The following is a 24,116-nucleotide window of genomic DNA, read 5'->3' as shown; positions in this document are numbered from 1 at the left end:
TGTCCTCGTCCTCGCGCGGCTTGTTGTCGTCGCCGGGCTTGTTGTCGTCGCTCTTGTCGGCCTTGGCAGCCTTGTCGGCCGTTCCTGCACCCCTCCTCGCCCGCCCTCGGACCGGTGCCTCAAGCAGTACGGTCTACGCCGGCCGGTTCGCGGCGAACCAGTGGACATACGCACCACCGACCTCCTGGACCGTCGGCACGCGGGGCAACCCCAGCGGCTCCGCGGCCGCCGCCAGCACCTTCCGTATCCGTCGGGCCGCCTGGGACAGCAGCCGCCACTGCGGCTCCGGTCCAGGGCCCAGGGCCAGCGCGGTGCGGATCACATCCGTGTAGACGGACTGCGCACGCTTGTACGCGAGAAGCACCGGTAGGTCACGCTCCCATCCGTCCGAGCTGCCGGGCCGGGCGCACTCGACCGCGTCCCGCCAGATCGCCGCGATCCGCCCCTGCTCCGCCGCCGGGTAGCGCATCAGATGAAGGTGCGTCGCCAGGTCGTACAACGGGTCGCCGACCATCGCCAGCTCCCAGTCGATGGTCCACAGATCGCCATCCGAGTCGACGATGAAGTTCTCCCGGTGCAGATCACCGTGGATGAGGGCGAACGGGCGCGGCGTCAGCCCACCGCCCACCCGCCGCAGCCGGTCCAGTCCGTCGTCGCGGAGGCCGAGTTCCCGGAAGAGAGAGCCGTAGTGCGATGCGTGCCGACGGTAGACCTGGTGCTCGGTGAAGTGGATCAGGCGCATCAGAAAGGCGGTGGAGTCGTCGCCGGGGCCTTCGGGCCACCAGCCCTGCCCCGGACCGCCCGCCCGGCCGATCCGGTCGGGGTCGACCGAGACCAGTTCGTGGAACAGCAGCTCGAGTTGACGCACATGGCGCGCCGACAGCGGTCGCCCGGGAGGGCAGATCTCGCCGAGCGTCCGCCCCTCGATGAATGTGTAGAGGGAGACCGCCTCGCGCTCGACGACCGCGGGGATGCGAGTGATGCACCCCTGCAGGGCCCGGACGAGTTCCTTCTCCGAGGGGAACCAGCGCAGATCGAACCAGAACAGCCCCGCCCGCGGGTCCCGGCACTTCCACCAGGTCTGCGCGGTCGAACCGCCGCCCGCCGGAAGCGGAAAGGCGTACGTCTCGTGGTGGTAACCCTTCAATGGGCCCACCAGCAGGCTCTCGTCCGGTACGAGCGCGGCAGCACGCATCCGGGCCTCGGACGCCCGCGCCGGGGGCACCTGCACCGCGGCCGCCCGGTCCGACGGCTGCGCGGCGACGGAAACCGGAAGCGCCGTCACGGGAGGGCCCGGCCCGTCGCGGCTGCCGTGCGCCTGCCGCGGGCCCCGCAGCCCGGTGCGGCCAACTCGTCGCGATCCATACAAGGAAGGTACAACTTCCTGTTGTGCTACCGCACTTGTGCCGACAGCCCGTTCGCCGCATCGGCGAGCACCTGCATCGAGTCGAGGACGGGAACCGCTCCGCCCCGCGACAGCGCCATGCGCTTCTCGGGCTTGCGGTGGAACCCGATGAAGGGCATCCCGACCGCGTTCGCGGCCTGCCAGTCGGTGGCCGAGTCGCCGATCATCAAGTGCGCCGCGACCCCGGCGGCAGAGTCCCGCATGACCTCGTTCAGAGCCCATGGATTCGGCTTCATGAGCGCAGCGTCCCTCTCGTTCCTGCCGATCACCGAGGAGGGTGCGAAGTACTTCGACAGCGACTCACGCTCGAGGTAGCGCTTGATGGCGTCAGGGTGATTGTTGGACGCCACCGCCAGCCGTCGGCCCGCTCCGGCCCATGCCTTCATGAACTGCGTGGCGCCCGGCGTCGGCTCCGCATGCTCGGCCGACTTGATCTCCCAGGCGGCGAGGACGCCCTGCATCTCCGCGGCGGCAGAGCCCCACGCTTCGGATTCGCGGCGGTGGGCGGCGCGCTCCGCGTAGCGGCTGAAGATCGCGTGGGGGTCGGTGCATCCGCGCGCCTCCTCCACTTCCAGACGGTGCGATGCGGCGATGTTCAGCAACTCTTCGGCGATGCGGCCGGCCACGCTCTCCTTGCCTTCATGGCCACCGGCGAAGAGCCGGGCGACGGGTCCGTCGAAGTCGAGCACGACGCAGGTGACGCGGGACAGCAGGTCCGTCGCCCTCTCGACGGACACGGCCGGCAGGACCGTCTTGCTCCGGGGAGACGCAGGGGTGGTCGTGGCGTGCGGCACGATCAGAAATCCGCCCTTGTGGCTAGTTTGTCCCAGTTCGAGTCAAAAAATGCCTGAAACGTGCGCACAATGCCGGCTTGGTCGGGTGTGGAGTCGGCCGAGGCGCGATACGGAAAGAGGGTGGCCCCCGTACCGTAGGCGTCGTAGATCGCGACTTCCTCGCGATCCGGAGGGAGCGGGATGGTGCCCTCTTCGGTCACGTAGAAGCCCTGCAGCGCCAGTCGGCGGTTCAGAATGTACAGCTTCATCTGCGGCGCGAACGGCACCAACCGCACCTCGACATCGACTTCGGGCACGAACCCCTGGTAGCGGAGTTCGAACAGGGCCTCCCGGAGCATCGTCGCGTGGCTCTGCAGGATTCCCTTCAGACGCCGCCGCACCCGCGGATCGTCCGTCCCGTCCACCGGGCGGGGGATGGCGAGATAAGGGAAGTCGCAGTCGGGGAGCATCAGCCGGGCCGTGATGCTGCGGGGCGGCCTGATCTCCCCGGTCATGATGCGGTTCTTCTGGTCCGACACCCGGGCCGCCAGCGACTCCGTGGTCATCGAGAAGACATCGAGCTTCACCTGCGTGGCCTCGAACGCCTCTTCCAGGTAGGGCTTCAGCAGCACCGGAGGGACGCGCTCCGAGACGACCGCCCACACGTCGTCGCCGTCCTCGTCCCCGCTGTCGTCCCCGTTCTCGGCGGAGGGGCTGTTGCGCTGCGGGACGACACCGGACTTCGGCCCTTCGCTGACGAACGTCCCACTGCCCTGCCGGGTGACGATCAGCCCCTTGCTGCTGAGCAGCTTCAGCGCTTCTTTGACCGTTGCACGCGAGACATCGAAACGGTCGGCAAGCTGCTCATGCGTGGGCAGCCGGTCGCCGGGCCGCCACACCTCACTGTTGATCCCTTTCAGCAGCTCATCGGCGATCCGCTTGTACTGATGCGCGCTGTTGCCACCTGGCACAGGTCCATGGCTCGTCACCTCTCAACCATACAACTACCAGACACACAACAAGAGATGGGGCTCGCAACCAACTGAATCGTCATCGCACGGTCATCAACTTACCTACACAACCAGACAAGTTTGCGAACTCTACCCGACAGGGAACCATACCCACAGGCCAACCAGTCAAATTCATAAGGGAGTTGATTGGTTGCCGGGAGTCACAGGTATCGCGTCCGAGCGGCACAAAGGTGTGCGTGCGCAGACGCCCCTTCACCACCGGAGGAGTGACCGCCATGCCATTCATCACGCTGGGACTCGAGCAGTTCGTTCAGTGGAAGTACGGCCTCATGGGCACGGTGGGCTTCACCCTGCTGACCCTGGGCCTCAAGACCGGCAGCCCCAACTGCGCGGGGGCGGGGGCACTCATCCTCGCGCTGCTCCTCGTCCCGACCGATTCCTGATCAGAACACATCCGGGCACCAGGCCCGCCGCCCCGCCCGGAACACCCCGTCCGCCACCGCCGCCGCACCCGGCGTGAGCTCCTCGACCCGGCCCAGCGCAGCCAGCCGCAGCGCCGATTCGTCGCCGAGGCAGAGCGTCCCCAGCTCCCTTACGTCCAGGGCCAGATCCGCGCTCCGCGTCGTCGGTGCGCACGAGGCGCCGTCCGGGGACGCGTCCAGACGGAAGCGGCCGCCGGCGAGGCCCGCCGGGTCGTGGATGTCCAGGGTCAGGGAGGCCGGGGCCGCGTAGGTGCGGGACTCCAGGGCTCGTACGACATCCAGGACCCGCACCCACATCCAGTCCGCCTGCGTCACGATGCGGGCCGCGCGCGGGTCCGGGAGGAGGAGGGGGAGCAGGTCGTCGGGGGCACGGTGGCCCGAGCGGACCGTGGTGATCCAGTCGATCGAGCAGACAAAGTGCCACAGCGCCCGTTCCGCCGCCGGGGTCTCGGCGATCAGGCTGCGCACGGACGCCCGGTTCAGCGGCTGCTTCGCGTCGCCCCACTTGTCGTCGGCGCGGTAGGAGAGAAGACCGTCGGCGTCGCCGTCCGCGTTGCGGTACACCGCATAGAAGGGTTCGGTCCACGAGTCGTTCGGGGGCAGGTTCTCGCCGGTGTTCAGGTCCCACCAGCGCGCGTTTCGGCTGACCGCGCCGTGCTGCCGGGCGCGCAGCCGGTCGTGCAGGGCCGGGCCGAGCTTGCGTACCTCCGCGCCGTCCACCAGGTCGATCCGGCCGCCGCCGTCCGCAGCGGACGGGCCCGACCAGCGCGGGTCCAGGCCCGCCCGGGGGACGTCGATCTCCCACTCGGTGGTCCAGGTGGCCGGGCCGAACCCGTACCGCCCGTAGATCGGGTACTCGGCGGCGATCAGCGTGGCGACCACGTCACCGCGGTCCTTGGCCGCCGCCAGGTCCGTGGCCATCATCCGGCTGAGCAGCCCGCGCCGACGATGTGTGGGCGACACCGTGACGTTGGTGACCGCGTCGGACGGCACCGTGGCGCCGCCGACCACCGTCAGCTCCTGCGCGAACGAGCGGAACGTCGCCACACACCGGCCGGCATCGAACACCCCTTGGGTCCGGGCCAGATCCATGTGCGGAAGGCGGCTCGCGACCTCCCCCTCCGTCACCGTCGGCGGGCGCAGAAAGCCGGTGTTCACGGCGCGCAGCCAGTCGGGGAACTCCGATGCGGTGACGGGGCGGACCTCAAGGCTCATGCGCCCACGCTAGGCATACGGTCCGTGGGCTGTCGCCCGGTTTTCCGCCGCCACGGAGCCGGTCAGAAAGCCGCCCGGATCTCGCCGACCTCCGCGCTGCCGCCCAGCAGCGGCGCCCGGCCGATCCGGTCCACCACCGGGCCGTCGACGCCGAGCAGCCCCAGCGCCCTGGCCAGCACCGGCCCGAGCGCCCGGCCCCCGCCGTCGGTGATCTTGAATGCCAGCGCCCGGCCGTCCGGCAGCGCCACCGCCTGGACCGCCTCCGCGCCCATCTTGGAAAGCGTGCCCGGCACCTCGCGCATCAGCCAGGTGTCGGGCCGCCGGGTGCCCGCGACGTACTCGGGGTGGGCGCGCATCGCGTCCGCCACCCGGCGCTCCGCGGTGCCCTCCTCCGCCCGCACGAACGAGCGGAACGCCCGCGCCAGACCCACCAGGCTGATCGCCATCAGCGGCGCCCCGCAGCCGTCCGTACCGACCGCCGCGACAGGTTCGCCCGCCGCCTCCTCGACCACCTGGTGGATCAGCTGCTGGAGGGGGTGCGCCGGGTCCAGATAGGTCGCCCGGTCCCAGCCGTTGAGTGCGCACACCGCGAGCATGGCGGCGTGCTTGCCGGAGCAGTTCATGGTGATCCGCTCGCGGACCTGGCCTGCGGCGAGATACGTCTCCGCCTCCGCCGGGTCCAGCGGCAGATCGGGCGGGGTCTGCAGATCCTCGGGCGTCAGTCCGTGCTCGGCGAGCATCTTGCGTACGAGGTCGAGGTGGAACACCTCGCCCGAGTGGCTCGCGGCGGCCAGCGCCAGCCGCTCCCCGGAGAGGTCGAGCCCGGCCCGCAGCACGGCGGCGGCCTGCATCGGCTTGTTGGAAGAGCGGGGGAAGACCGGCGCGTCCGGGTCCCCGAGGGTCCGCTCCACACTGCCGTCCGCTGCCAGCACGACCAGGGAGCCCCGGTGATGGCCCTCCACGAAGCCGGACCGTACGACCTCGGCCAGAACGGGAAGAGCGGGGCCGGCGGGCAGCGCGGGGGACGCCGGGGATATGAGAGGTGTGGAGGTCATGGGACGGCCTTCCGGGCGGGGCGAGTGACCGGCCCCGCCCGGAAGGATCGCTTCAGGCGAGCAGGTCGTCTACATGTGCTTCCCCATCACGGTACCTGCGGGCGATCTCGGCGCTGCAATCGTCAGCGGTACGTTGCAGCTGGTGACGGCGGCGGGAGACCTGCCGCTCGTAGCGGACGAGCCGCCCCATAGCGGTGTACAGCTCCTCGTCCGTGCGGGCGTCGAGGTCGGAGAGTTCGACCTCGGCGAGCGTCTCGGCCGCCAGTCGGCGGAACTCGTCGCTGCGCGGTGTGGTGAGCGTGACATGCCGGGCGGAGGAACGGTGCCGGGACGGGGTGTCGGTGAGGATCTCGGAGAGCCGGTCCACGACCGGCGTCTCGGGGTCCCGGCGGCGGGCCAGCTCGGCCCGCAGGATGTCGATGCGGCCCTGGACCAGACGGCGTACGTAACTGAGGTCGGCCTCGTCGCGCTGCGAGTCACGGCGCAGGTTGCGCAGCTCCGGCAGCCGCAGGGAACCCAGCCCGGGCGGTGACTGCCCCGGCTGGCCCTCGTCGATGCCCGGACCGGTCCGTTGCACGGGTGGTCGCATGGCGCCGGCGGTGGTACCGGTACTGGTTGTGGCACGCGTGACCGGTACGGCACCGGCTGGCTGCCTGGCTCCATATGTACTCATGCTTTGTCCATCCCCTCGACCGGTGCGTCGGCACACCGCCTCCGTGCATCGTGCCATTCCGTACGGTTACTACGCAGGTGCTCTGTACCCGTTCAGCCCAAGATAGGTTGGTCTGTATGCGTGCAGTGATACAGAGGGTGTACGGCGCGAGCGTCACGGTGGCCGACGGCGCGGGCGACGGAAGCGGGCCCACGGTGGTGGGCGAAATCGTCGGCGAGGGACTGTGTGTGCTGGTCGGAGTCACCCATGGGGACACCGTGGAGAAGGCGGCGCAGCTCGCCCGCAAGCTCTGGTCGGTCCGCATTCTGGAGGGCGAGAAGTCCTGCTCCGACGTGAATACGCCGCTTCTTGTTATTTCGCAGTTCACTCTCTACGGGGACACCCGGAAGGGCCGCAGGCCCACCTGGAACGCCGCGGCACCCGGCGAGATCGCCGAACCGCTGGTCGACGAGGTGGTGACGCAGCTGCGGGCGCTGGGTGCGCATGTGGAGACGGGCCGGTTCGGAGCGGACATGCGGGTCTCGCTCACGAACCATGGCCCGTTCACCGTCCTGGTCGAGGTCTGAGCGGAGTCCGGCGGGGAGCCGGACGCGCGCGCAGCAGCCCGCGGAAGAGCTACGGCTCGACGACCGTCTCCTGGGCCGCAGCCGTGTCCCCCGCGAGCAGTTCCGCGTCCACCGCCACGTTCCGCTTGACCAGCGCCAGGGCAATCGGGCCCAGCTCGTGGTGGCGGGCGGACGTGGTGATGAAGCCGAGCTGGCGGCCGTCCGCCCCGTCCGCGGCGAGCCGCACCGGCGTGCCGTGCCCGGGCAGCAGCACATCGCTGCCGTCCAGGTGCAGGAAGACCAGCCGGCGCGGCGGCTTCCCCAGGTTCTGCACCCGGGCCACGGTCTCCTGACCGCGGTAGCAGCCCTTCTGGAGATGGACGGCGGTGCCGATCCAGCCCAGCTCGTGCGGGATGGTGCGGTGGTCGGTCTCGAAGCCGAGCCTGGGGCGGTGTGCCTCGACGCGCAGCGCCTCGTACGCCAGGATGCCGGCCACCGGGCCGTGCTCGGCGGCGTACTGCTCCAGCTCGGCGCGGGGCAGGAACAGATCGCGGCCGTGCGGTGCCTCCCGCACGACGACACCTTCCGGGACCTCTTCGATGGAGCCGGCCGGCAGGTGCACGACGGCGAAGTCCTCGGTACGGTCGGCGACTTCGACCTGGTAGAAGAACTTCATCGACTCCAGATAGGCGACCAGTTCACCCTGGGTGTCCGGTTCGACGTGCGCCCACACCGTCTCGCCGTCGTCGACGAGGTAGAGGGCGTGCTCGATGTGCCCGTTCGCAGTGAGGATCAGCGCCTCGGTGGCCTGTCCGGGGGCGAGTTCGCTGACGTGCTGGGTGAGCAGCAGGTGCAGCCAGGCCAGCCGGTCGCTTCCGGTGACGGTGACAACGCCGCGGTGCGAGAGGTCGACGAGGCCGGTGCCGTCGGCGAGGGCGCGCTGCTCGCGGAACAGGTCGCCGTAGTGCGCGGCGACGCCTTCGTCGCGGCCTTCGGCGGGAACGGCGCCGGGCAGGGACAGCAGAGGGCTCTTCATGCGACCAGCGTACGACTCGATTTACTGCTCGGAACCAGGAGCAGGGGCTGGTCCGGCCGCCGCCGCCTTCGTCGTGCAGTCGGCGCAACGACCGAAGATCGCGAAGTGCTTCATATCGGTCTCGAACCCGAATGTGTCCCGCAGCTTCATGGTGAACTCGGCGACGACGTCGACATCGGCCTCGATGACATTCGTGCAGTCCCGGCAGACCAGATGGATGTGGTGATGGCGGTCGGCCAGGTGGTACGTCGGTGCCCCGTGCCCCAGATGGGCGTGGCTGACCAGCCCCAGCTCCTCCAGGAGCTCCAGGGTCCGGTAGACGGTGGAGATGTTCACACCGGACGCCGTCCTGCGCACCTCGCAGAGGATGTCGTCCGGCGTCGCGTGTTCCAGTCTGTCGACCGCTTCCAGGACAAGCTGCCGCTGCGGCGTCAGCCGGTAACCGCGCTGCCGAAGGTCGCTCTTCCAGTCGGTGCTCACCACAGGCCCAGTGTAGGACCGGACGAGCACCCGCCCGCAGGCCGCACGACTACTTGGCCGTCCGGCTGCGTGCGGGTGGTGTGTCTACTTGAAGAACGCGATGCCGTCGTCCGGCAGGTCGCCGAGGCCCTTGGCCATCTCCTCAACCTCTTCGGGGGTGACGACCTTCTTCAGGTGCGCCGACATGTACGGGCGCAGCTCCACCTCGGGGGTGGCCTTCTCGCCGACCCACATCAGGTCGCTGTTCACATAGCCGTAGAGCCGCTTGCCACCGTTGTACGGGCCGGAGGCCGCGGTCCGGGCCACCGCGTCGGTGACCAGGTCGATCTGCGGCTTCTGGTGGGCGAGCTCGCCGTACCAGATCTCGATGACGCCCTGGTCGCGGACCATGACGACCTCGACCTTGCGGTCCTTGTCGATGCGCCAGTAGCCGGACTCGGACTCCAGCGGCTTGACCTTGTTGCCCTCGGCGTCGAGCACCCAGGAGTGCGAGACGTATTCCAGGAAGTCCCGGCCGTCGTGGCTGAAGGAGACTTCCTGGCCGAAGTTGCACTTCTCGGCGCCGGGGAAGTCGGACACGCCCGCGCCCGTCCAGTTGCCGAGCAGGAAGGCAAGCGGGACGAGGTCCGGGTGGAGGTCGGACGGGATCTCGATCATGAGCGGCTCAGACGATCTGTGAGGGGGTGATGAGCGGTGCGGACGCGGGTCAGCGCTGGCCCTGGTACAGCTTCTTCACGGTCAGGGCGGCGAAGGCGAGAACACCGACGCAGACCAGGACCAGCAGGGTGGAGAAGAATGCCTCAAGCACGGGAGCTCCTCGGACGAGCGATAACGAGCGGTATGGCGGCAGTACAGGGCCGGGCCCCAGCCTAATGGGTAGGGGCCCGGCGCGATGGTTCGGGGCTTGCCGAGGAGGCGGGGCTCCCCGGCGTGCGGATCAGCCCAGTAGCTGGTTCTGCAGGATCAGCGCCTGGTGGAACGGGACGCGTTCCGTACCGGCCTTCCCCTTGCGGGACTGAATGACGAGGGCGAGCGTGTCGCCGGAGAGCACATATCCGTGGCGGACCTGCTCGGAACCGTACGGCTTGTCCTCCGCGTACGCATAGGTCGCGGTGTTCTCCACCCGCCCGCCACTCGACCAGGTCTCGTCGAGGTCCGTTGCGGGCGACCCGATGAGCTGAGCACCGATGGACGTGTTCTCGGAGATCTCGTCCCGGAACGCCTCGGCGAACGCCGTCGAATTGAACTGGAGCAGATAGATCCGGGACGAGGTGCCGTCCGGCATGGTCCAGCCGCGCGCCGTGATGTGCCGCAGCGCGGAGTCCTTCAGCACCTGTCCCAGCTCGGCACGCTTGCTCTTCTGGTAGACGGAGAGGTACTGCGCCGTACTCGCCCAGCCACCGGCGAGTTTCTTGTCCGCCGTTGCTCCGGCCGGGGCCGGCAGCAGCAACTTCCGCACGTCCGCTTGGTGGACCTCGGCGACATTGCCCTCGTTGAACGGGCGCGGCGAACCGGCCGGCAGCGCGGGCAGGCTGAGCTCCGGGTAGTCCCAGCGCCCGTCGCCCTCGGTGGCCAGGCCCGGTACGTCGGTGCGCTCCATCGAGGTGATGCCGAGGGCCGTACCGGTGCCGAGACCGCCGAGCACCAGCACGGCGGCGGTCCAGCGGGCGACGGCCCGCAGGACGCGGCGGGACGACTTCGGGGCCGGTACGGACTCCGCCACCGCAAGTGCCTGCTCGGGGGCAGCCGGGGGCTCGGCGGCCACGACGGGCTGAGTGGCCGGGACGGGCTGCGTGGCCGGGACGTTCGTGACGTGTACGTCCGTGACCGGTACGTCCGTGATCGGGGCGTCCGCGGCCGGGACGGGCTCGGCAGCCGCTGCGGGCACCGCTCCCGTCGGCGGAAGCTCCTGCTCCGGGACAGCGAGCTCCTCGGCCGCGGCGGTCGGTGTCACCGTCTGCTCGGTCATCGGTGTCACCGTCTGCTCGGTCATATGTACTCCCCCGGGGACTCGATGTGGTCGAGCTGGTCCTTCACGAGATCGGCGACGTCGGACGCGCTGAACGGCTTGGTGCCGTACGCGTCGACGGTGAGGAACAGCTCCCCGTCGTACGCGAGGCAGGACAGGGCGTCGAGCTTCACCTTGGTCTGCGGCTCCCGGAAGCACCTGGCCTTCTTGTGGCCCTCGATCTTCGGCCCCTTGCGGAAGTCGCCGTAGGTGTCCATCAGCTCCGTCTGGAAGCCGAACGTGTCGTGGACAGCCCTCTTGTCCTTCATCTTCACGATCTGGATCTCGACCGTCAGATCACTGTCGTCCGAGGTGTACGAGCGCTGCGCGATGCCCTGGAGGTGGAGCCGGTCGATGCGCTGGTCCCGTTCGCGGCGCTGCTTGCCCGCGATCCCCCGGCCGCTCTCCTTCATCTGGGCCGTGGCCTTCTTGCCGCTGATCTCGTCGTCGTTTCCGTACTCGCCCATGTCCGGGCCGAAACGGTAGTTCTCGGGGACCGGCAGCAGCAGCTTGCTGAGCTCGGTATCGGCCCTGCCCCGGCCGACGTCCCCGGCGGGGTCCTTGGCGGGCTTGTGTGCGCCCTCGCCCCAGACCTTGGTGGTGACCGTGCGGTCGGCGCTGTCCACGGTGACCTTGGTGTAGGCGGCCGCGCCGCCGACGGCGCCGAGGACCAGGACCGCGGGAAGCACGGCGAGCACCACGCGCCGGGCCCGGCCCTTCCGAACGGCCGGGGCCGGCTCAGCGGGCGGGGCGGTGTCGGCCGGCGGGGCGGTGTCGGTTGTCATGTAGTCGTCGTTCACAGCCGCTCCAGCTGTCGCTCGGCCAGGGTCCGGATGTCCTTCTTGCTGATCGGCGCGGTGTCGAAGATGTTGATGTCCAACATGACGTCGCCCCGCTGGGCGATGGCCCGTGCCTGGTAGACGGGCAGGTAGCCCGGCTTGTTCACAGCCTTGTACAGGAAGTAGCGGCCGTTGCCGCTGCCCTTGATCGGATCGCCCTCGTTGCCTGCGCCCTCCTTGGCGTAGGGCATGTAAGCCAGCTGATCGTTCGCATGGTCGGACGCCCCGAGCTCTGCGCCGGAGCGGAACTGCACGAGGCGGATGCCCACATCGCGGTACTGCCCCTGCGACCAGTTGGCGGCCGCTATCCGGCGGACGTCGGCCTCCGCGAGCGTTTCGAACATGTAGTCCTCGCTCTTGAACTCCCGCGCGTACGCGTCAAGGGACATCCAGCCCTTGGTCGGGAACGGGAACCTGGCGTTGCGCGCCCCCGAGGGCTTGCTGACGAGCAGCTCGCGCAGATCGCCCTCCGTCTTCCGCTGCCGGTCCTGCGACACGGGCAGCGGGTCCGGGACCTTGTCCGCGGGCAGCGCCTTCGCCGGGTAGGCGAGGTTCGGCTGCGACAGGGCGGGCAGCGGGGTCGGGGCGCGGTCGGCCTGCACGCCGTAACCGACGGCGGTACCACCGGCGATCCCGAGCACGGCGGCGGCGACGATCAGCAGAGCGGTACGACCACGCGGCCGCGGCTTGACCGGCGTCGCCGGCGCATCGGACTCGGCCACCGGAACAGCCGCGGGCTCCACGACCGGCTCCGTCACGGGCGCGGCCACCGGTTCCACGACCGGCTCCGTCACGGGCGCCGCCACCGGCGCGGGCGGCTCCACGGCCTGAACTTGCGCCTCGACCTGCACGGGCGGCTCGGCCGGCCCGTCAGGAATGGTGTCTTTCGGTTCCAAGAGGGTCCCCCCACGAGACCTGAGGCGCAGATTCCATTACCTGCGCACACAACTGACCCCTCACAAGGGGGTGGGGTTGTACCGGCGGCGATTACAGTTCGGCATATGCAGAAGAAGCTCGTGATCAAGGTGACCGCAGGTGCCGACTCCCCCGAGCGCTGCTCACAGGCGTTCACGGTGGCGGCGGTCGCCGTCGCCAGCGGTGTGGAGGTCTCGCTCTGGCTGACCGGCGAATCCTCGTGGTTCTCCCTGCCGGGCCGCGCCGCCGAGTTCGAGCTGCCGCACGCCGCACCGCTGCCGGATCTGATCGAGTCGATTCAGGCGGGCGGTCTGATCACCCTCTGCACGCAGTGCGCCGCGCGTCGCGACATCACCGAGAACGATGTCCTCGAAGGCGTACGGATCGCGGGCGCCCAGGTCTTCGTCAGCGAGATCATGGCCGACGGCGTCCAGGCCCTCGTGTACTGAAACAGCTGTCTACTGGCGTTTCTTGCCGTCGAGCTCGTCCCACCACTCGTCCGACTTCGGGTCGCCCGAGGGGTCGTCCCACCAGCGGTCCTCCGGCCCCCGCCGGTTGGCGACCATCGCCGCGATCGGCGGGATGACCATGGCGACCAAGCACATTCCTATGGCGACGGGCATCGACCAGAGCCGTACGACGGCCCAGGCGGACACGAACAGGACGATGCATCCGCCCATCAGCAGGAAATAACCGCGACGGCGCCGGGCGTACATAACTCAAGCGTAAGTGCTGTCCCGGCGCACGCGGCCCCTGCGGACCGCACTGCGCACACCCCTGCGAGCACCACCGCGCACGGGCCCGCGAACGCCACCGCCGAGACCACCGTGAACGGCGCGAAGGGCCGTACCCCGGTTCAGAAGGCGTCCAACCCCCTGGGGTACGGCCCTCCGGCCGATCTGTGCCGCGAATCAGACGGCGATGGCCACCTCGGAGAGGCCACCGGTCTGTGCGACGACTGTGCGGTCGGCGCTGCCGCCCGGGACGAGGGCGCGTACCGTCCAGGTGCCCTCGGCCGCGTAGAAGCGGAACTGTCCGGTCGCCGACGTCGGGACCTCCGCGGTGAACTCGCCGGTCGAGTCCAGGAGACGGACGTAGCCGGTGACGGGCTCGCCGTCGCGGGTCACGCTGCCCTGGATGGTGGTCTCACCGGGCTTGATGGTCGAAGCGTCGGGGCCGCCGGCCTTTGCTCCACACATGGTGTTCTGTCCTTCTGGTCGGGGGTCGTGCTGGTCCAGGTCGTCCGGAGTTACTTGTTGGCGCCGAGCTCGATCGGCACACCCACGAGGGAGCCGTACTCGGTCCACGAGCCGTCGTAGTTCTTGACGTTCTCGACTCCGAGCAGCTGGTGCAGCACGAACCACGTGAGCGCGGAACGCTCACCGATGCGGCAGTACGCGATGGTGTCCTTCGCCAGGTCGACCTGCTCGGTCTCGTAGAGCGCCTTGAGCTCTTCGTCCGACTTGAACGTGCCGTCGTCGTTGGCGTTCTTCGACCACGGGATGTTGCGGGCGCTCGGCACGTGGCCGGGGCGCTGCGACTGCTCCTGCGGGAGGTGCGCCGGGGCGAGCAGCTTGCCGCTGAACTCGTCGGGCGAACGCACGTCGACCAGGTTCTGGTTGCCGATCGCGGCCACGACGTCGTCGCGGTAGGCGCGGATCGACTCGTCCTGGGCCTTGGCCTTGTACTCGGTGGCCGGGCGGGACGGGATCTGGTCGCCGTCGACCAGGTCGCGGGAGTCCAGCTCCCACTTCTTGCGGCCGCCGTCGAGCAGGCGGACGTCCTGGTGACCGTAGAGCTTGAAGTACCAGAACGCGTAGGACGCGAACCAGTTGTTGTTGCCGCCGTAGAGGACGACCGTGGTGTCGTTCCCGATGCCCTTCTCGGACAGCAGCTTCTCGAAGCCGGCCTGGTCGATGAAGTCACGGCGGATCGGGTCCTGGAGGTCCTTGGTCCAGTCGATCCGGATGGCGTTCTTGATGTGGTTCTTCTCGTATGCCGAGGTGTCCTCGTCGACCTCGACGAGGGCGACCTTCGGGTCGTCGATGTGGGCCTCGACCCAGTCGGCGTCTACCAGGACGTCACTGCGGCTCATTCTGTTCTCCTCCGGGGCAGTCTGCGGCGAGATGGTGCGTGATGCGAGAGGTACGGGGGCGCAGTATTTGCGCGTACACACATGCACGGGGGTGGGCCCTGACAGTGGTCGAAGGGCCGGGAACGCGGGATGCGACGAACCCGCTCAGATGGTGCGACAGAGCATGGCGGCGATGCGGCACAGGTCTACTGCCCGCCGCTTCGTGAGATCCGCCTGTCGCTTCATGGGTCCGATCGTAGGGACGTACGGGCGGGCATGTCACCGTTGTGTCGTATATTGAGACACGATCGTCCACAATGCGGGACAAGAGCAAGCTTGCCGCGCCGCGCGGGCCGGACCGGGGCTGATCGGGCCCCTCGGCCATCTACGGGTCGGACGTGTCCGTCTCATTATGTGGCGCAGTGGCTGTCGGGGCTCCTACCCAGCCGCGGCACGCCTCACGTATCGGGCCGCCTATCCGCCGAGCGGGATGTCCGAACCCGTCACGGAGATCTCCAGGCCGTTCTTCGCCGGCTCGATCCTCTGCAGCTTCAGGCCGTTCGGCAGGGCCCCGATCTCCCGCTCGAAGTCGGTCTTCCTGCGCACCAGGCCTTCGAGGCCGGGGATGCCTTCACCCGGCACCTTGTCCGCGTGCACCCGGATCGTGCGGCCGTGGACCAGGGTGACGGTGGAGGTCACGCTGCGTGTGAGCGTGCGGCCGAGGATCTCGACGGCGCCGGTCACCTTCACCTTGCCGTTGCCGCCGTACTGGACGACGACGCCGTCGTCGGCCGCGTGCGTCAGGTCCTCGTACGAGACGGTCGCCGTGCCGGTGGCCCGGGCGGCGGTGGCGCTGGAGAAGCCGTCGGCCAGCCTGACGTCGTGGAGTTCGGCGTTCATCTCGCTGATCCGGATCCTGCGGCCGGCGGCGTCGGTCTCGATGCCGGTGAGCTTGATGTCGACCTCGTCGAGCGCGGATCCGGCGACCTGCGTCAGAAACGGGAAACCCTTGATGGAGATGTCCGTCGAGTCGACCGTGGAGCCGCTGATCTCGACCCTGCCCTCGGCCTCCGACTCGGCGAAGTACACCGCCGCCCGGTCGACGGCGATGAAGATGCCGCCCAGAACCACCACCATGACCAGCAGTATTCGCAGTGCGCGCATGCCTGTTCTTCCCCCACCCTGCATCCGATCCGGCCGGACCCGCCTGGTGTCCGTGAGCCTACTGCGGCTGCACGGCACCCCCGGGGTGACCGACGAGCCGGGGCCCTCCCCGGTTCCCGGGCCGATGCACAGGTATCGGCCCGGGACGGGCCGGGGCGTGTGGGGCACAGGGGGCGTGCCGGGTCAGGAGAGGGCACGGCCGATCAGATAGACAGCGGGCGCCGCTGCGGTCAGCGGCAGCGCCACACCGGCGGTCATGTGCACAAAACGTGACGGGTAGTCATAGCTGGCCACCCGCAGCCCGATCAGCGCGCAGCCACCGGCCGCGAGCCCGAGGAGGGCGCCCTTCGCACCGAGGTCGGTGAGCCCGCCTGCCGCGACACCGGCGCCCGCGGCGGCGAGCAGCGCCACCACGACCGAGGCCGGCCCGGGCAGCGGCAGCGCGCGGGCGAGCACGGCGACCGCGACGGCCGCACCGCCCACCGTCACCGCGTCCGGCACCGCCGCGAGATGCCCGGCGGCGAGGATCGCCAGGGCCGCCGAGGCGACGGTGGCCATCAGCCCGTACATCCGCTCGTCGGCGCCCGCGTGGCTGCGGAGCTGGAGGACGACGGTGAGGAGCACCCAGATGCCGAGGGTGCCGAGGATCGCCGCAGGGGCGTTGTCCCGTCCTGCGGCGAGCAGCACGACATCGGCGACGAACCCGCCGGCGAAGGCGAGTGCGATGCCCTGCCGGGCCGGCCACATGCCGTTCAGCCGGAACCAGCCCGCCGCGGTCACGGCCTGGAGCAGCACCAGCGGCACGAACAGGGCGTACTGCCCGATCGCGGCACCGAGGGCGAGCAGCAGCCCGAGACCGGCGGTGATCGCGGCCGGCTGCATACCCGGCGCGATGATCGGCGACCGGCCCTCTGCGCGGGCGCGCTGGGCGTCGGTGACACGGCTGTTGCCCAGGGTGGTGGGCGCGCTGTAACCGGAGGTTTCGGGCCCCGCCGCGGTGTCGGGGGCGACCTCGGCCGCGCCCGCCTCGGCAACCGCGACGGCCGGGACCTCGGGGGGCAGCGGATACGAGCCCGAGGCGCCCTGCGGAGTGGGACGGGCGTCGGCGGCGGCCGGGGCGACCGGCTGCTGCGGCTGTGCCGGCCGGACCGGGTACGGCTGCTCGTACTGCTGCTGGGCATAGGGCTGCTCGTACTGCTGCTGCCCGTACTGCTGGTCGTACTGCTGCTGGTCGTACGGCGGCTGCTGGTACTGCGGCCGGTGCTGTGCGGGCCGGACGGTCGGCTGGTACTGGGTGTCCCAGGTCTGCCCCTCCCACGTCTGCGTGGCACCGGGGTCCTGGAACGCCTGGTTGTCCGGGTCGTACGGGGCCTGCTGCCCGTACGGCTGCTCGCCGTACGGCTGCGGCTGCCCCTGTCCGTACCCGTACCCGGCCCCGGACTCCTGTCCGTACGGCTGCTGCTGATCGCTGCTGGTCATGTTCTGCGGTTCACCCTCCTGCGAACGGCGGGAGCACCTCGACCGTGCCGCCCTCGGCAAGGCGTACGGTCTCATGGCTGCGGGTCCCGACGGGGTCGCCGTCGATCAGGAACGAGCACCGTTGCAGCACTCGGGTGAGCTCACCGGGGTGCCGCTCACGCACCGCGTCGAGCGCCTCGGCGAGCGTCGCAGCTGCGTACGGCTCCTCCGCGGTTCCGGCGGCCGCCTTGGCGGCGGCCCAGTAGCGGATCGTTCCCGCTGGCATGGCGGCGCTCCCTTCGTCTCGCGTCAGCTGTCCATCATGAATCACGCGGCGACCGACCAGTCCGCGATACGGGTGAGCAAGTTCTCGTCCGCTGCATTCTCGGCGTGCCCCATGCCCCGCTCCAGCCACAGTTCGGCGCCGCCCTGTGCCGCGTCCACCAGCATTCTCGGGTGGTCGAGCGGGAAGTACGGGTCCTTGTCGCCGTGCACGATCAGCAGCGGGGCCGGGGCGATGAGCGGGACCGAATCGACCGGGGAGAGCGGCACGGGGTTCCACTCGTTGTGGTCGATCCGGGTGCGGAAGCCGTACCGGCCGACCAGCCGGCCGGTGGGCCGGGTGACCACCCAGTGCAGACGTCGCATCGGAGCCGTACCCCGGTAGTACCAACGGGCGGGAGCACTCACAGCAACCACTGCATCCGCGTGCGCTTCTGTGCGCCCCCCGTGCGCGGGAACCATATGGGGCAGCTGTTCCGTGGCCGCAGTCGTGCCCGGTGCCGTATACAGCGCGCCGTGCCGAAGCACTACAGAACCCCCCATCGAGAATCCGACCGTAACCACCCGGCGGTGCCCGAGGGAGCGCGCCCAGGCCACCGCGGCGGCCAGGTCCAGCACCTCGCGATCACCCACCGTCGACCGCCCGCCGGACCCTCCGTGCCCCCGGAAGGAGAACGTGACCACGGCCGCACGCTGGGAAAACACACCCGCCGCGCGCCGCACGGCGGGCCGGTCCACCGATCCGGTGAAACCGTGCGCGACCACGATCGCCGTATCGGCGGCGGCCGGGTCGGCGGCAGGCCCGGCACCGGCCGTACACGGTTCGTACACCGCCTCGATCGACAGCCCGTCATCCGTCCGCAATGTCGTACGCCGGGCTCCCGGGGTGATCAAGCAAACAGAAGAACTCCGAAACGAACTCTCGGACACAGAACTCATGTGGGCTATTCTGCTGGGAAGAGGATCCGGGCAATGCAGCCCCCGGGTCCTTTTGTGCTTTCCGCGCGTTGTTACGACGACGTTTCGACAAGCTCAGCGGTCCCAGGGCGTGGGGCCGCACCGTAAAACCCGTATGACAGATGTCGTACGGCCGCACCGAACTGTACGAAGAAGTGCCGCATACTCCCCCGGGCCCCGCCCGGGAGTGCCCCTCTCGCAGGGAACGAGGAGGACCGACGTAATGGGCGAGCAAGGCGAGCAAATCGTGCACGATCATCGACCGACGACCCAGGCAGGTGGGCGGCGATGAGTTCACTGCTGCTTCTGACGAATGCCCTCCAGCCGTCGACGGAGGTGCTTCCCGCCCTCGGTCTGCTTCTGCACAGCGTGCGGGTGGCCCCCGCCGAAGGACCCGCTCTCGTCGACACCCCCGGTGCCGACGTCATCCTGGTGGACGGCCGCCGCGACCTGCCGCAGGTGCGGTCGCTGTGCCAGCTGCTGCGGTCCACCGGACCGGGCTGCCCGCTGATCCTCGTCGTGACGGAGGGTGGCCTCGCGGCCGTCACCGCCGACTGGGGCATCGACGACGTGCTGCTGGACACGGCGGGACCGGCCGAGGTGGAGGCCCGGCTGCGGCTCGCCACCGGCCGGCAGCAGCTCACCTCCGACGACTCCCCGATGGAGATCCGCAACGGCGACCTGTCGGTCGACGAGGCGACGTACAGCGCGAAGCTGAAGGGCCGGGTCCTCGACCTGACCTTCAAGGAATTCGAACTTCTCAAGTACCTCGCGCAGCACCCGGGCCGGGTCTTCACCCGCGCCCAGCTGCTCCAGGAGGTCTGGGGCTACGACTACTTCGGCGGTACGCGGACGGTCGATGTCCATGTCCGGCGGCTGCGAGCCAAGCTCGGCCCCGAGCACGAGTCGCTGATCGGCACGGTCCGCAACGTCGGCTACCGCTTCGTCGCACCGGAAAAGGTGGAGCGTGCGGCCGGGGAGGCCAAGGCCCAGGCGGCGGCGAAGACTGCGGCGGCCGCACCGGCCGAACCCGTCACCCGTCCGGAGCACTCGGAGGTAGCGGAGGTCACGGACGAAGCCCCGGTCCGGCCTGCCTAGAGGTAGTTCCATCCGCGTAGACTGCCGCGCGTGGCCAAGGTGACGCGGGACGATGTGGCGAGACTGGCGGGGACGTCGACCGCGGTCGTCAGCTACGTCATCAACAACGGACCCCGGCCGGTTGCCCCGGCCACGCGCGAGCGGGTGCTCGGCGCGATCAAAGAGCTGGGTTACCGGCCCGACCGGGTCGCGCAGGCGATGGCGTCACGGCGGACCGATCTCATAGGAATGATCGTTCCGGACGCCCGGCAGCCGTTCTTCGCAGAGATGGCGCACGCGGTCGAACAGGCCGCGGCCGAGCGCGGGAAAATGGTCCTCGTCGGCAACTCCGACTACCGCGACGAGCGCGAGGTCCACTACCTGCGGGCCTTCCTCGGAATGCGGGTCTCCGGGCTGATCCTGGTCAGCCAGGGCCCCAGCGAGCGGGCGGCGGCCGAGATAGAGGCGTGGGACGCACGCGTCGTGCTGCTGCACGAGCGGCCGGAGGCGATCGACGACGTCGCGGTCGTCACGGACGACATCGGTGGCGCGCAACTGGCCACCCGGCACCTGCTCGAACACGGCAACGCGTACGTGGCGTGCCTCGGCGGCATGGAGACGACCCCGGCGGTCGGCGACCCGGTCGCCGACCACGTCGAGGGCTGGCGGCGGGCGATGCACGAGTCGGGACGGCCGACGGAGGGCCGGCTCTTCCAGGCCCCGTACAACCGTTACGACGCCTACCGGGTGGCGCTCGGGCTGCTCGCCGGCCCGGACCGCCCGCCGGCGATCTTCTGCTCGACGGACGACCAGGCCATCGGGGTGCTGCGGGCTGCGCGCGAACTGCGGATCGATGTGCCCGGGGAGCTCGCGGTGGCGGGCTTCGACGACGTGAAGGAAGCGGGTCTGACCGATCCGCCGCTGACCACGATCTCCTCGGACCGCCCGGCGATGGCGCGGGCCGCGGTGGACCTGGTGCTCGACGACTCGCTGCGGGTGTCGGGGTCCCGGCGGGAGCGGCTCAAGCAGTTCCCGTCGGCGCTGGTGGTGCGGCGGTCGTGCGGGTGCGGGGAGCCGGCGGCCGGCCAGGGGCGGTAGGCGGCGACGCCTGTACGGCCTTTATATCGGGCATACGAGGTTCTGCCGGGCTTCTCAGGACGTGCTCAGGCTTCTCTCATGTTCGCTGGACACAGTCGGGGACATGACTGAGAGCCAGCGCCCGAGCGGCGAGTACCCGATGTACCCCTCGTACGGCAACGGCGACGCGGCCTACCCGCCGCCGCCTGCGCACCAGCCCGCGCAGCCGATCTCCACAGGCCCCGGAACGACCGTATGGCCCGGCAACGGCGGCGCCGACGGTCACGATGGCGGCGGCTACGGCGGCTTCGGTCAGGGGCTGCCGCAGCCCGCCCCCCAGCCGTCCCGGCACGGGCGCCGGGCCAAGCGGCCGGTCGCCCTGCTGGCGGCCGTGGCCATCGCGGCGGCAGTCGTCGGCGGTGTCACCGCCACCGCCGTCGGTCAGTTCACCGGCACCGGTTCCAGCGGCGCCGACAGCAGCTCAGTGGTCAGCGGCACGACCGTCTCGCAGAGCAGCACGGGCACCGTCGCCGGTGTCGCGAAGGCGGTGTCGCCGACGATCGTCGAGATCGGTGCGACGTCGAGCGCGGGCGAGTCCACCGGCTCCGGCGTGGTCATCACGTCCGACGGCGAGATCGTCACCAACAACCACGTCATCGCGGGCGCCTCGTCGATCAAGGTGACGCTGAGCACCGGCAGGACCTACACCGCGAAGGTCGTCGGCACCGACGCCGACAAGGACCTGGCGCTGATCAAGCTGGAGGGCGCGAGCGGGCTGAAGACGGCAACGCTCGGCGACTCCTCCGGGATCAAGGTCGGCGACCAGGTCGTCGCGATCGGCTCGCCCGAGGGCCTCACCGGCACCGTCACCAGTGGCATCGTCTCCGCGCTGAACCGCGATGTCACCGTCGCCAAGGACAGTGAGGGCGGTCAGGAACAGGGGCAGCAGGGCGGCGGCAGTGACTGGCCGTTCGAGTTCGGCGGACAGCAGTTCAACGGCGACACCGGCAACTCCACCACCACGTACAAGGCCATCCAGACCGACGCCTCGCTCAACCCCGGCAACTCCGGCGGTGCGCTCATCAACATGAACGGCGAGATCATCGGCATCAACTCCGCGATGTACTCCGCGAGTTCGTCCGGCGGATCGAGCAGCTCCGGTGCGGGCAGCGTCGGTCTCGGCTTCGCCATCCCGGTGAACACGCTCAAGGCCGACCTCGACACCCTGCGGGGCGGCAACAGCTCCTGAGGAGATCAGCCATGAACCACCCGTCCGACACCCCCACCGGCCCGGCAGACCTGGCGCTGCCGCTCGCGTCGGCGGCTCGGTCCGCCGCGACGGCCCGGCGCGCCACGGAGCTCCGTGCGACCACCACGGTCACCACCGGCCGCAAGCGCCAGGCCGCGCGACGCCGCGCCACGGCCGTGCGAGGCTGAAGGCACCCCCGCAGAACAGAGAGAAGAGGACGACGAGCGATGAGCCCCGCCGAAGACGATCCGCAGCGCATCCTGATCGTCGACGACGAGCCGGCCGTGCGCGAGGCCCTGCAGCGCAGTCTCGCCTTCGAGGGATACGGCACACTGGTCGCCGTCGACGGAATCGACGCGCTGGCCAAGGCGGAGTCGTACGCCCCCGATCTGATCGTCCTCGACATCCAGATGCCGCGGATGGACGGCCTGACCGCCGCCCGCCGCATCCGTTCCATCGGCGCCACCACTCCCATCCTGATGCTCACCGCCCGCGACACGGTCGGCGACCGCGTCACCGGACTCGACGCCGGCGCCGACGACTATCTGGTCAAGCCCTTCGAACTGGACGAGCTCTTCGCCCGCATCCGGGCCCTGCTGCGCCGCAGCTCGTACGCGGCCGCGGCGGGCGGCGACGTCCCCGACGACAATGTGCTGTCCTTCGCCGATCTGCGGATGGACCTCGCCACCCGCGAGGTCACCCGCGGCTCGCGCCGCGTCGAGCTGACCCGGACCGAATTCACGCTGCTGGAGATGTTCCTGGCCCACCCGCGGCAGGTGCTGACCCGCGAGCAGATCCTGAAGGCGGTCTGGGGCTTCGACTTCGAACCGAGCTCCAACTCCCTGGACGTGTACGTGATGTACCTGCGCCGCAAGACGGAAGCGGGCGGCGAACCGCGGCTCGTGCACACGGTGCGGGGCGTCGGGTACGCGCTGCGGGCCGGCGGAGGTGACGGGTGACGGGCCCGCTGCACCGGATCCGCGCCCTGCCGCTGCGCTCCCGGCTGGCGATGCTGGTCGCGACCGCGGTGGCGGTCGCGGTGGCGGCGGTTGCCCTGGCCTGCTGGCTGACCACGCGGGATCGACTGATCGAGCAGCTCGACTCGAGCCTGCGGCAGGTCAATGTCGACCGGCAGATCGTCGAGAATCTCAACGCCGCCTGCCTGCAGGGGCTGCCGCAGGACAACAACCCGGGCGCGCCGGAGATCCCCTACACGATCCAGGTGGTGACGCCCACGAGCACGAAGCCGTGCACCTGGCCGGGCAAGTCCGCGATTCCGGTGCAGTCCGCCGACCGGGCCGTCGCAGCCGGGGAGCGGCAGGACGCGGTGCACACCACCGAGGCGAAGGACGGCGTCAAGATGCGCGTCCACACCTCGGAAGTCCACATCGGCCCGCTGGTCCGGCCCGGGCTCGCCGTCTCGGTGGCCTTGCCCATGGAGCAGGTCACCGCCCCCCTCAACCAGCTCGCGGTCGTCCTCCTCATGGTGTCCGGCATCGGCGTCATCGGCGCGGGCGCCGCGGGGCTCTGGGTCGCCCGCACCGGCCTACGCCCCGTCGACGAGCTCACCGAGACCGTCGAGCATGTCGCCCGCACCGAGGACCTCTCACTCCGCATCCCGGTCGAGGGCGAGGACGAGATCGCCCGGCTGTCCCGCTCCTTCAACTCGATGACTGCCGCCCTCGCCACCTCCCGCGACCGGCAGGCGCAGCTGATCGCGGACGCCGGGCACGAGCTGCGCACGCCGCTGACCTCGTTGCGTACGAACGTGGAACTGCTCGCCCGCAGCGAGGAGACCGGCCGGCCGATCCCGCCGGACGACCGCAGGGCGCTGATGAAGTCGGTCACGGCACAGATGACCGAGCTGGCGTCGCTCATCGGCGACCTCCAGGAACTGGCCCGCCCGGACGCGGCCCAGCCCGGCCCGCTCCAGGTCGTCGGCCTGCACGACATCGCCTCGGCCGCGCTGGAGCGGGCACGGCTCCGCGGCCCGGAGCTGACCATCACCGCGGACCTCGAACCCTGGTACGTACGGGCCGAGCCGGCGGCGCTGGAGCGGGCGGTCGTCAACGTCCTCGACAACGCCGTGAAGTTCAGCCCGCGGCACGGCACGATCGCCGTGGCCCTGCACGGTGGGGAGCTGACCGTGGTGGACCGGGGCCCGGGCATCCCCGAAGAGGAACTCCCCTACGTCTTCGAGCGTTTCTGGCGCTCCCAGTCCGCCCGCCAGCTGCCGGGTTCGGGCCTGGGTCTGTCGATCGTCGCCCGCACGGTCCAGCAGGCGGGTGGCGAGGTCGCGCTGCGCCAGGCGCCCGGCGGCGGCACGGAGGCATGGATCCGGCTGCCGGGTGCCCCGCAGCCGCCGCCGGAGTCCTCCTGAG

Annotated in this window: 28 protein-coding genes; 9 read left to right on the top strand and 19 right to left on the bottom strand. The window is 70.1% G+C overall.

Translation table 11 applies throughout. The features are described from left to right. Nucleotides 1-133: 133 nt before the first annotated feature. From ACWCP8_RS34765 to ACWCP8_RS34755, 3 genes are all read right to left on the bottom strand, one after another. Nucleotides 134-1,285: a phosphotransferase gene (locus ACWCP8_RS34765; RefSeq protein WP_451120259.1), complete on the bottom strand. Its 1,152-nt coding sequence runs from the start codon at nt 1,283-1,285 to the stop codon at nt 134-136. A gap of 107 nt (nt 1,286-1,392) precedes the next feature. Continuing rightward, the gene (locus ACWCP8_RS34760) at nt 1,393-2,142 is read right to left on the bottom strand and encodes an HAD family hydrolase (protein WP_451120257.1); all 750 of its coding nucleotides are present in this window, start codon (nt 2,140-2,142) and stop codon (nt 1,393-1,395) included. A 59-nt stretch (nt 2,143-2,201) separates the two neighbouring features. Further along, nucleotides 2,202-3,167, bottom strand: a complete 966-nt coding sequence (locus ACWCP8_RS34755) for a GntR family transcriptional regulator (protein WP_451120255.1) — start codon at nt 3,165-3,167, stop codon at nt 2,202-2,204. A gap of 257 nt (nt 3,168-3,424) precedes the next feature. On the opposite strand from ACWCP8_RS34755, the gene ACWCP8_RS34750 reads away from it, so the two are divergent. Further along, nucleotides 3,425-3,592: a hypothetical protein gene (locus tag ACWCP8_RS34750; RefSeq protein ID WP_267004420.1), complete on the top strand. Its 168-nt coding sequence runs from the start codon at nt 3,425-3,427 to the stop codon at nt 3,590-3,592. Here ACWCP8_RS34750 and ACWCP8_RS34745 read toward each other — a convergent pair whose 3' ends face one another. The 3 genes from ACWCP8_RS34745 to ACWCP8_RS34735 form a co-directional block, all read right to left on the bottom strand. After that, nucleotides 3,593-4,846, bottom strand: coding sequence for a GNAT family N-acetyltransferase (locus tag ACWCP8_RS34745; RefSeq protein ID WP_352268737.1), 1,254 nt, complete (start codon nt 4,844-4,846; stop codon nt 3,593-3,595). 62 nt (nt 4,847-4,908) lie between these two features. Beyond that, the gene (locus ACWCP8_RS34740; RefSeq protein WP_352268739.1) at nt 4,909-5,901 is read right to left on the bottom strand and encodes an asparaginase; all 993 of its coding nucleotides are present in this window, start codon (nt 5,899-5,901) and stop codon (nt 4,909-4,911) included. Between the two features lie 52 nt (nt 5,902-5,953). Next, complete coding sequence (locus tag ACWCP8_RS34735; RefSeq protein WP_352268741.1) at nt 5,954-6,574, bottom strand: RsiG family protein; 621 nt, start codon at nt 6,572-6,574, stop codon at nt 5,954-5,956. 116 nt (nt 6,575-6,690) lie between these two features. Here ACWCP8_RS34735 and dtd point away from each other — a divergent pair, with 116 nt between their 5' ends. Then, the gene (gene dtd / locus ACWCP8_RS34730) at nt 6,691-7,140 is read left to right on the top strand and encodes a D-aminoacyl-tRNA deacylase (protein WP_451120252.1); all 450 of its coding nucleotides are present in this window, start codon (nt 6,691-6,693) and stop codon (nt 7,138-7,140) included. A gap of 49 nt (nt 7,141-7,189) precedes the next feature. Here the strand turns inward: dtd and ygfZ are convergent, their stop codons facing one another. The 6 genes from ygfZ to ACWCP8_RS34700 form a co-directional block, all read right to left on the bottom strand. Beyond that, nucleotides 7,190-8,155 carry a CAF17-like 4Fe-4S cluster assembly/insertion protein YgfZ gene (ygfZ, locus tag ACWCP8_RS34725; RefSeq protein ID WP_352268743.1) on the bottom strand — a complete coding sequence of 322 codons (966 nt, stop codon included), beginning with the start codon at nt 8,153-8,155 and terminating at the stop codon, nt 7,190-7,192. A 21-nt stretch (nt 8,156-8,176) separates the two neighbouring features. After that, nucleotides 8,177-8,638 carry a Fur family transcriptional regulator gene (locus ACWCP8_RS34720; protein ID WP_326814620.1) on the bottom strand — a complete coding sequence of 154 codons (462 nt, stop codon included), beginning with the start codon at nt 8,636-8,638 and terminating at the stop codon, nt 8,177-8,179. A gap of 81 nt (nt 8,639-8,719) precedes the next feature. Beyond that, a complete protein-coding gene (locus ACWCP8_RS34715) occupies nt 8,720-9,292 on the bottom strand; it encodes an FABP family protein (RefSeq protein WP_352268744.1) in 573 nt (190 codons plus the stop codon). A 280-nt stretch (nt 9,293-9,572) separates the two neighbouring features. Continuing rightward, a complete protein-coding gene (locus ACWCP8_RS34710; RefSeq protein WP_451120249.1) occupies nt 9,573-10,628 on the bottom strand; it encodes a hypothetical protein in 1,056 nt (351 codons plus the stop codon). Further along, on the bottom strand, nt 10,625-11,428 hold the full coding sequence (locus ACWCP8_RS34705) for a hypothetical protein (protein WP_451120247.1): 804 nt from the start codon (nt 11,426-11,428) through the stop codon (nt 10,625-10,627). The genes ACWCP8_RS34710 and ACWCP8_RS34705 overlap by 4 nt, the downstream gene beginning before the upstream one ends. A gap of 11 nt (nt 11,429-11,439) precedes the next feature. Beyond that, a complete protein-coding gene (locus ACWCP8_RS34700) occupies nt 11,440-12,378 on the bottom strand; it encodes a hypothetical protein (protein WP_352268748.1) in 939 nt (312 codons plus the stop codon). Nucleotides 12,379-12,483: 105 nt separating this feature from the next. Between ACWCP8_RS34700 and ACWCP8_RS34695 the strand changes: the two genes are divergently transcribed. Continuing rightward, the gene (locus tag ACWCP8_RS34695; protein ID WP_352268750.1) at nt 12,484-12,846 is read left to right on the top strand and encodes a DsrE family protein; all 363 of its coding nucleotides are present in this window, start codon (nt 12,484-12,486) and stop codon (nt 12,844-12,846) included. Between the two features lie 9 nt (nt 12,847-12,855). On the opposite strand, the gene ACWCP8_RS34690 is transcribed toward ACWCP8_RS34695, so the two are convergent. The 7 genes from ACWCP8_RS34690 to ACWCP8_RS34660 all read right to left on the bottom strand — a co-directional run bounded on the left by ACWCP8_RS34690 (nt 12,856) and on the right by ACWCP8_RS34660 (nt 18,314). After that, on the bottom strand, nt 12,856-13,113 hold the full coding sequence (locus tag ACWCP8_RS34690; RefSeq protein WP_352268751.1) for a DUF3099 domain-containing protein: 258 nt from the start codon (nt 13,111-13,113) through the stop codon (nt 12,856-12,858). A gap of 195 nt (nt 13,114-13,308) precedes the next feature. Then, nucleotides 13,309-13,596 carry a DUF1416 domain-containing protein gene (locus ACWCP8_RS34685; RefSeq protein ID WP_030925040.1) on the bottom strand — a complete coding sequence of 96 codons (288 nt, stop codon included), beginning with the start codon at nt 13,594-13,596 and terminating at the stop codon, nt 13,309-13,311. 50 nt (nt 13,597-13,646) lie between these two features. Continuing rightward, the gene (locus ACWCP8_RS34680; RefSeq protein WP_451120244.1) at nt 13,647-14,492 is read right to left on the bottom strand and encodes a sulfurtransferase; all 846 of its coding nucleotides are present in this window, start codon (nt 14,490-14,492) and stop codon (nt 13,647-13,649) included. A 453-nt stretch (nt 14,493-14,945) separates the two neighbouring features. Further along, a complete protein-coding gene (locus tag ACWCP8_RS34675; protein ID WP_451120242.1) occupies nt 14,946-15,635 on the bottom strand; it encodes an LmeA family phospholipid-binding protein in 690 nt (229 codons plus the stop codon). Nucleotides 15,636-15,818: 183 nt separating this feature from the next. Continuing rightward, nucleotides 15,819-17,114 (bottom strand): hypothetical protein, encoded by a 1,296-nt coding sequence (locus tag ACWCP8_RS34670; protein ID WP_352268755.1) that lies wholly within the window; start codon nt 17,112-17,114, stop codon nt 15,819-15,821. A 10-nt stretch (nt 17,115-17,124) separates the two neighbouring features. After that, complete coding sequence (locus ACWCP8_RS34665) at nt 17,125-17,379, bottom strand: MoaD/ThiS family protein (protein ID WP_030925031.1); 255 nt, start codon at nt 17,377-17,379, stop codon at nt 17,125-17,127. Nucleotides 17,380-17,420: 41 nt separating this feature from the next. Further along, nucleotides 17,421-18,314, bottom strand: a complete 894-nt coding sequence (locus ACWCP8_RS34660) for an alpha/beta hydrolase family protein (RefSeq protein WP_352268756.1) — start codon at nt 18,312-18,314, stop codon at nt 17,421-17,423. Nucleotides 18,315-18,620: 306 nt separating this feature from the next. Between ACWCP8_RS34660 and ACWCP8_RS34655 the strand changes: the two genes are divergently transcribed. The 6 genes from ACWCP8_RS34655 (at nt 18,621) to ACWCP8_RS34630 (ending at nt 24,115) form a co-directional block, all read left to right on the top strand. Beyond that, nucleotides 18,621-19,430, top strand: coding sequence for a response regulator transcription factor (locus tag ACWCP8_RS34655; RefSeq protein WP_352268757.1), 810 nt, complete (start codon nt 18,621-18,623; stop codon nt 19,428-19,430). 30 nt (nt 19,431-19,460) lie between these two features. Next, nucleotides 19,461-20,507, top strand: a complete 1,047-nt coding sequence (locus ACWCP8_RS34650) for a LacI family DNA-binding transcriptional regulator (RefSeq protein WP_352268759.1) — start codon at nt 19,461-19,463, stop codon at nt 20,505-20,507. A gap of 103 nt (nt 20,508-20,610) precedes the next feature. Further along, nucleotides 20,611-21,735: a S1C family serine protease gene (locus ACWCP8_RS34645; protein WP_451120239.1), complete on the top strand. Its 1,125-nt coding sequence runs from the start codon at nt 20,611-20,613 to the stop codon at nt 21,733-21,735. A gap of 11 nt (nt 21,736-21,746) precedes the next feature. Beyond that, nucleotides 21,747-21,923 (top strand): hypothetical protein, encoded by a 177-nt coding sequence (locus ACWCP8_RS34640; RefSeq protein ID WP_352268761.1) that lies wholly within the window; start codon nt 21,747-21,749, stop codon nt 21,921-21,923. A 39-nt stretch (nt 21,924-21,962) separates the two neighbouring features. After that, complete coding sequence (locus ACWCP8_RS34635; protein ID WP_352268762.1) at nt 21,963-22,694, top strand: response regulator transcription factor; 732 nt, start codon at nt 21,963-21,965, stop codon at nt 22,692-22,694. Continuing rightward, on the top strand, nt 22,691-24,115 hold the full coding sequence (locus ACWCP8_RS34630) for a HAMP domain-containing sensor histidine kinase (protein WP_451120236.1): 1,425 nt from the start codon (nt 22,691-22,693) through the stop codon (nt 24,113-24,115). The genes ACWCP8_RS34635 and ACWCP8_RS34630 overlap by 4 nt, the downstream gene beginning before the upstream one ends. The last annotated feature ends 1 nt before the right edge of the window (nt 24,116 follow it).

The organism is Streptomyces sp. NPDC002206 (assembly GCF_053593595.1).
The sequence above is the reverse complement of the archived record's forward strand: the minus strand, read 5'-3'. Positions and strand labels throughout refer to the sequence as shown.

Excerpts from the sequence above, each read along its gene's own strand:
- ACWCP8_RS34750 (WP_267004420.1), top strand. The coding sequence starts at position 3,425 with ATGCCATTCATCACGCTGGGACTCGAGCAGTTCGTTCAGTGGAAGTAC.
- ACWCP8_RS34745 (WP_352268737.1), bottom strand. The coding sequence starts at position 4,846 with ATGAGCCTTGAGGTCCGCCCCGTCACCGCATCGGAGTTCCCCGACTGG.
- ACWCP8_RS34740 (WP_352268739.1), bottom strand. The coding sequence starts at position 5,901 with ATGACCTCCACACCTCTCATATCCCCGGCGTCCCCCGCGCTGCCCGCC.
- ACWCP8_RS34735 (WP_352268741.1), bottom strand. The coding sequence starts at position 6,574 with ATGAGTACATATGGAGCCAGGCAGCCAGCCGGTGCCGTACCGGTCACG.
- dtd (WP_451120252.1), top strand. The coding sequence starts at position 6,691 with ATGCGTGCAGTGATACAGAGGGTGTACGGCGCGAGCGTCACGGTGGCC.
- ygfZ (WP_352268743.1), bottom strand. The coding sequence starts at position 8,155 with ATGAAGAGCCCTCTGCTGTCCCTGCCCGGCGCCGTTCCCGCCGAAGGC.
- ACWCP8_RS34715 (WP_352268744.1), bottom strand. The coding sequence starts at position 9,292 with ATGATCGAGATCCCGTCCGACCTCCACCCGGACCTCGTCCCGCTTGCC.
- ACWCP8_RS34710 (WP_451120249.1), bottom strand. The coding sequence starts at position 10,628 with ATGACCGAGCAGACGGTGACACCGATGACCGAGCAGACGGTGACACCG.
- ACWCP8_RS34705 (WP_451120247.1), bottom strand. The coding sequence starts at position 11,428 with ATGACAACCGACACCGCCCCGCCGGCCGACACCGCCCCGCCCGCTGAG.
- ACWCP8_RS34695 (WP_352268750.1), top strand. The coding sequence starts at position 12,484 with ATGCAGAAGAAGCTCGTGATCAAGGTGACCGCAGGTGCCGACTCCCCC.
- ACWCP8_RS34690 (WP_352268751.1), bottom strand. The coding sequence starts at position 13,113 with ATGTACGCCCGGCGCCGTCGCGGTTATTTCCTGCTGATGGGCGGATGC.
- ACWCP8_RS34685 (WP_030925040.1), bottom strand. The coding sequence starts at position 13,596 with ATGTGTGGAGCAAAGGCCGGCGGCCCCGACGCTTCGACCATCAAGCCC.
- ACWCP8_RS34680 (WP_451120244.1), bottom strand. The coding sequence starts at position 14,492 with ATGAGCCGCAGTGACGTCCTGGTAGACGCCGACTGGGTCGAGGCCCAC.
- ACWCP8_RS34675 (WP_451120242.1), bottom strand. The coding sequence starts at position 15,635 with ATGCGCGCACTGCGAATACTGCTGGTCATGGTGGTGGTTCTGGGCGGC.
- ACWCP8_RS34670 (WP_352268755.1), bottom strand. The coding sequence starts at position 17,114 with ATGACCAGCAGCGATCAGCAGCAGCCGTACGGACAGGAGTCCGGGGCC.
- ACWCP8_RS34665 (WP_030925031.1), bottom strand. The coding sequence starts at position 17,379 with ATGCCAGCGGGAACGATCCGCTACTGGGCCGCCGCCAAGGCGGCCGCC.
- ACWCP8_RS34660 (WP_352268756.1), bottom strand. The coding sequence starts at position 18,314 with ATGAGTTCTGTGTCCGAGAGTTCGTTTCGGAGTTCTTCTGTTTGCTTG.
- ACWCP8_RS34655 (WP_352268757.1), top strand. The coding sequence starts at position 18,621 with ATGAGTTCACTGCTGCTTCTGACGAATGCCCTCCAGCCGTCGACGGAG.
- ACWCP8_RS34645 (WP_451120239.1), top strand. The coding sequence starts at position 20,611 with ATGACTGAGAGCCAGCGCCCGAGCGGCGAGTACCCGATGTACCCCTCG.
- ACWCP8_RS34640 (WP_352268761.1), top strand. The coding sequence starts at position 21,747 with ATGAACCACCCGTCCGACACCCCCACCGGCCCGGCAGACCTGGCGCTG.
- ACWCP8_RS34635 (WP_352268762.1), top strand. The coding sequence starts at position 21,963 with ATGAGCCCCGCCGAAGACGATCCGCAGCGCATCCTGATCGTCGACGAC.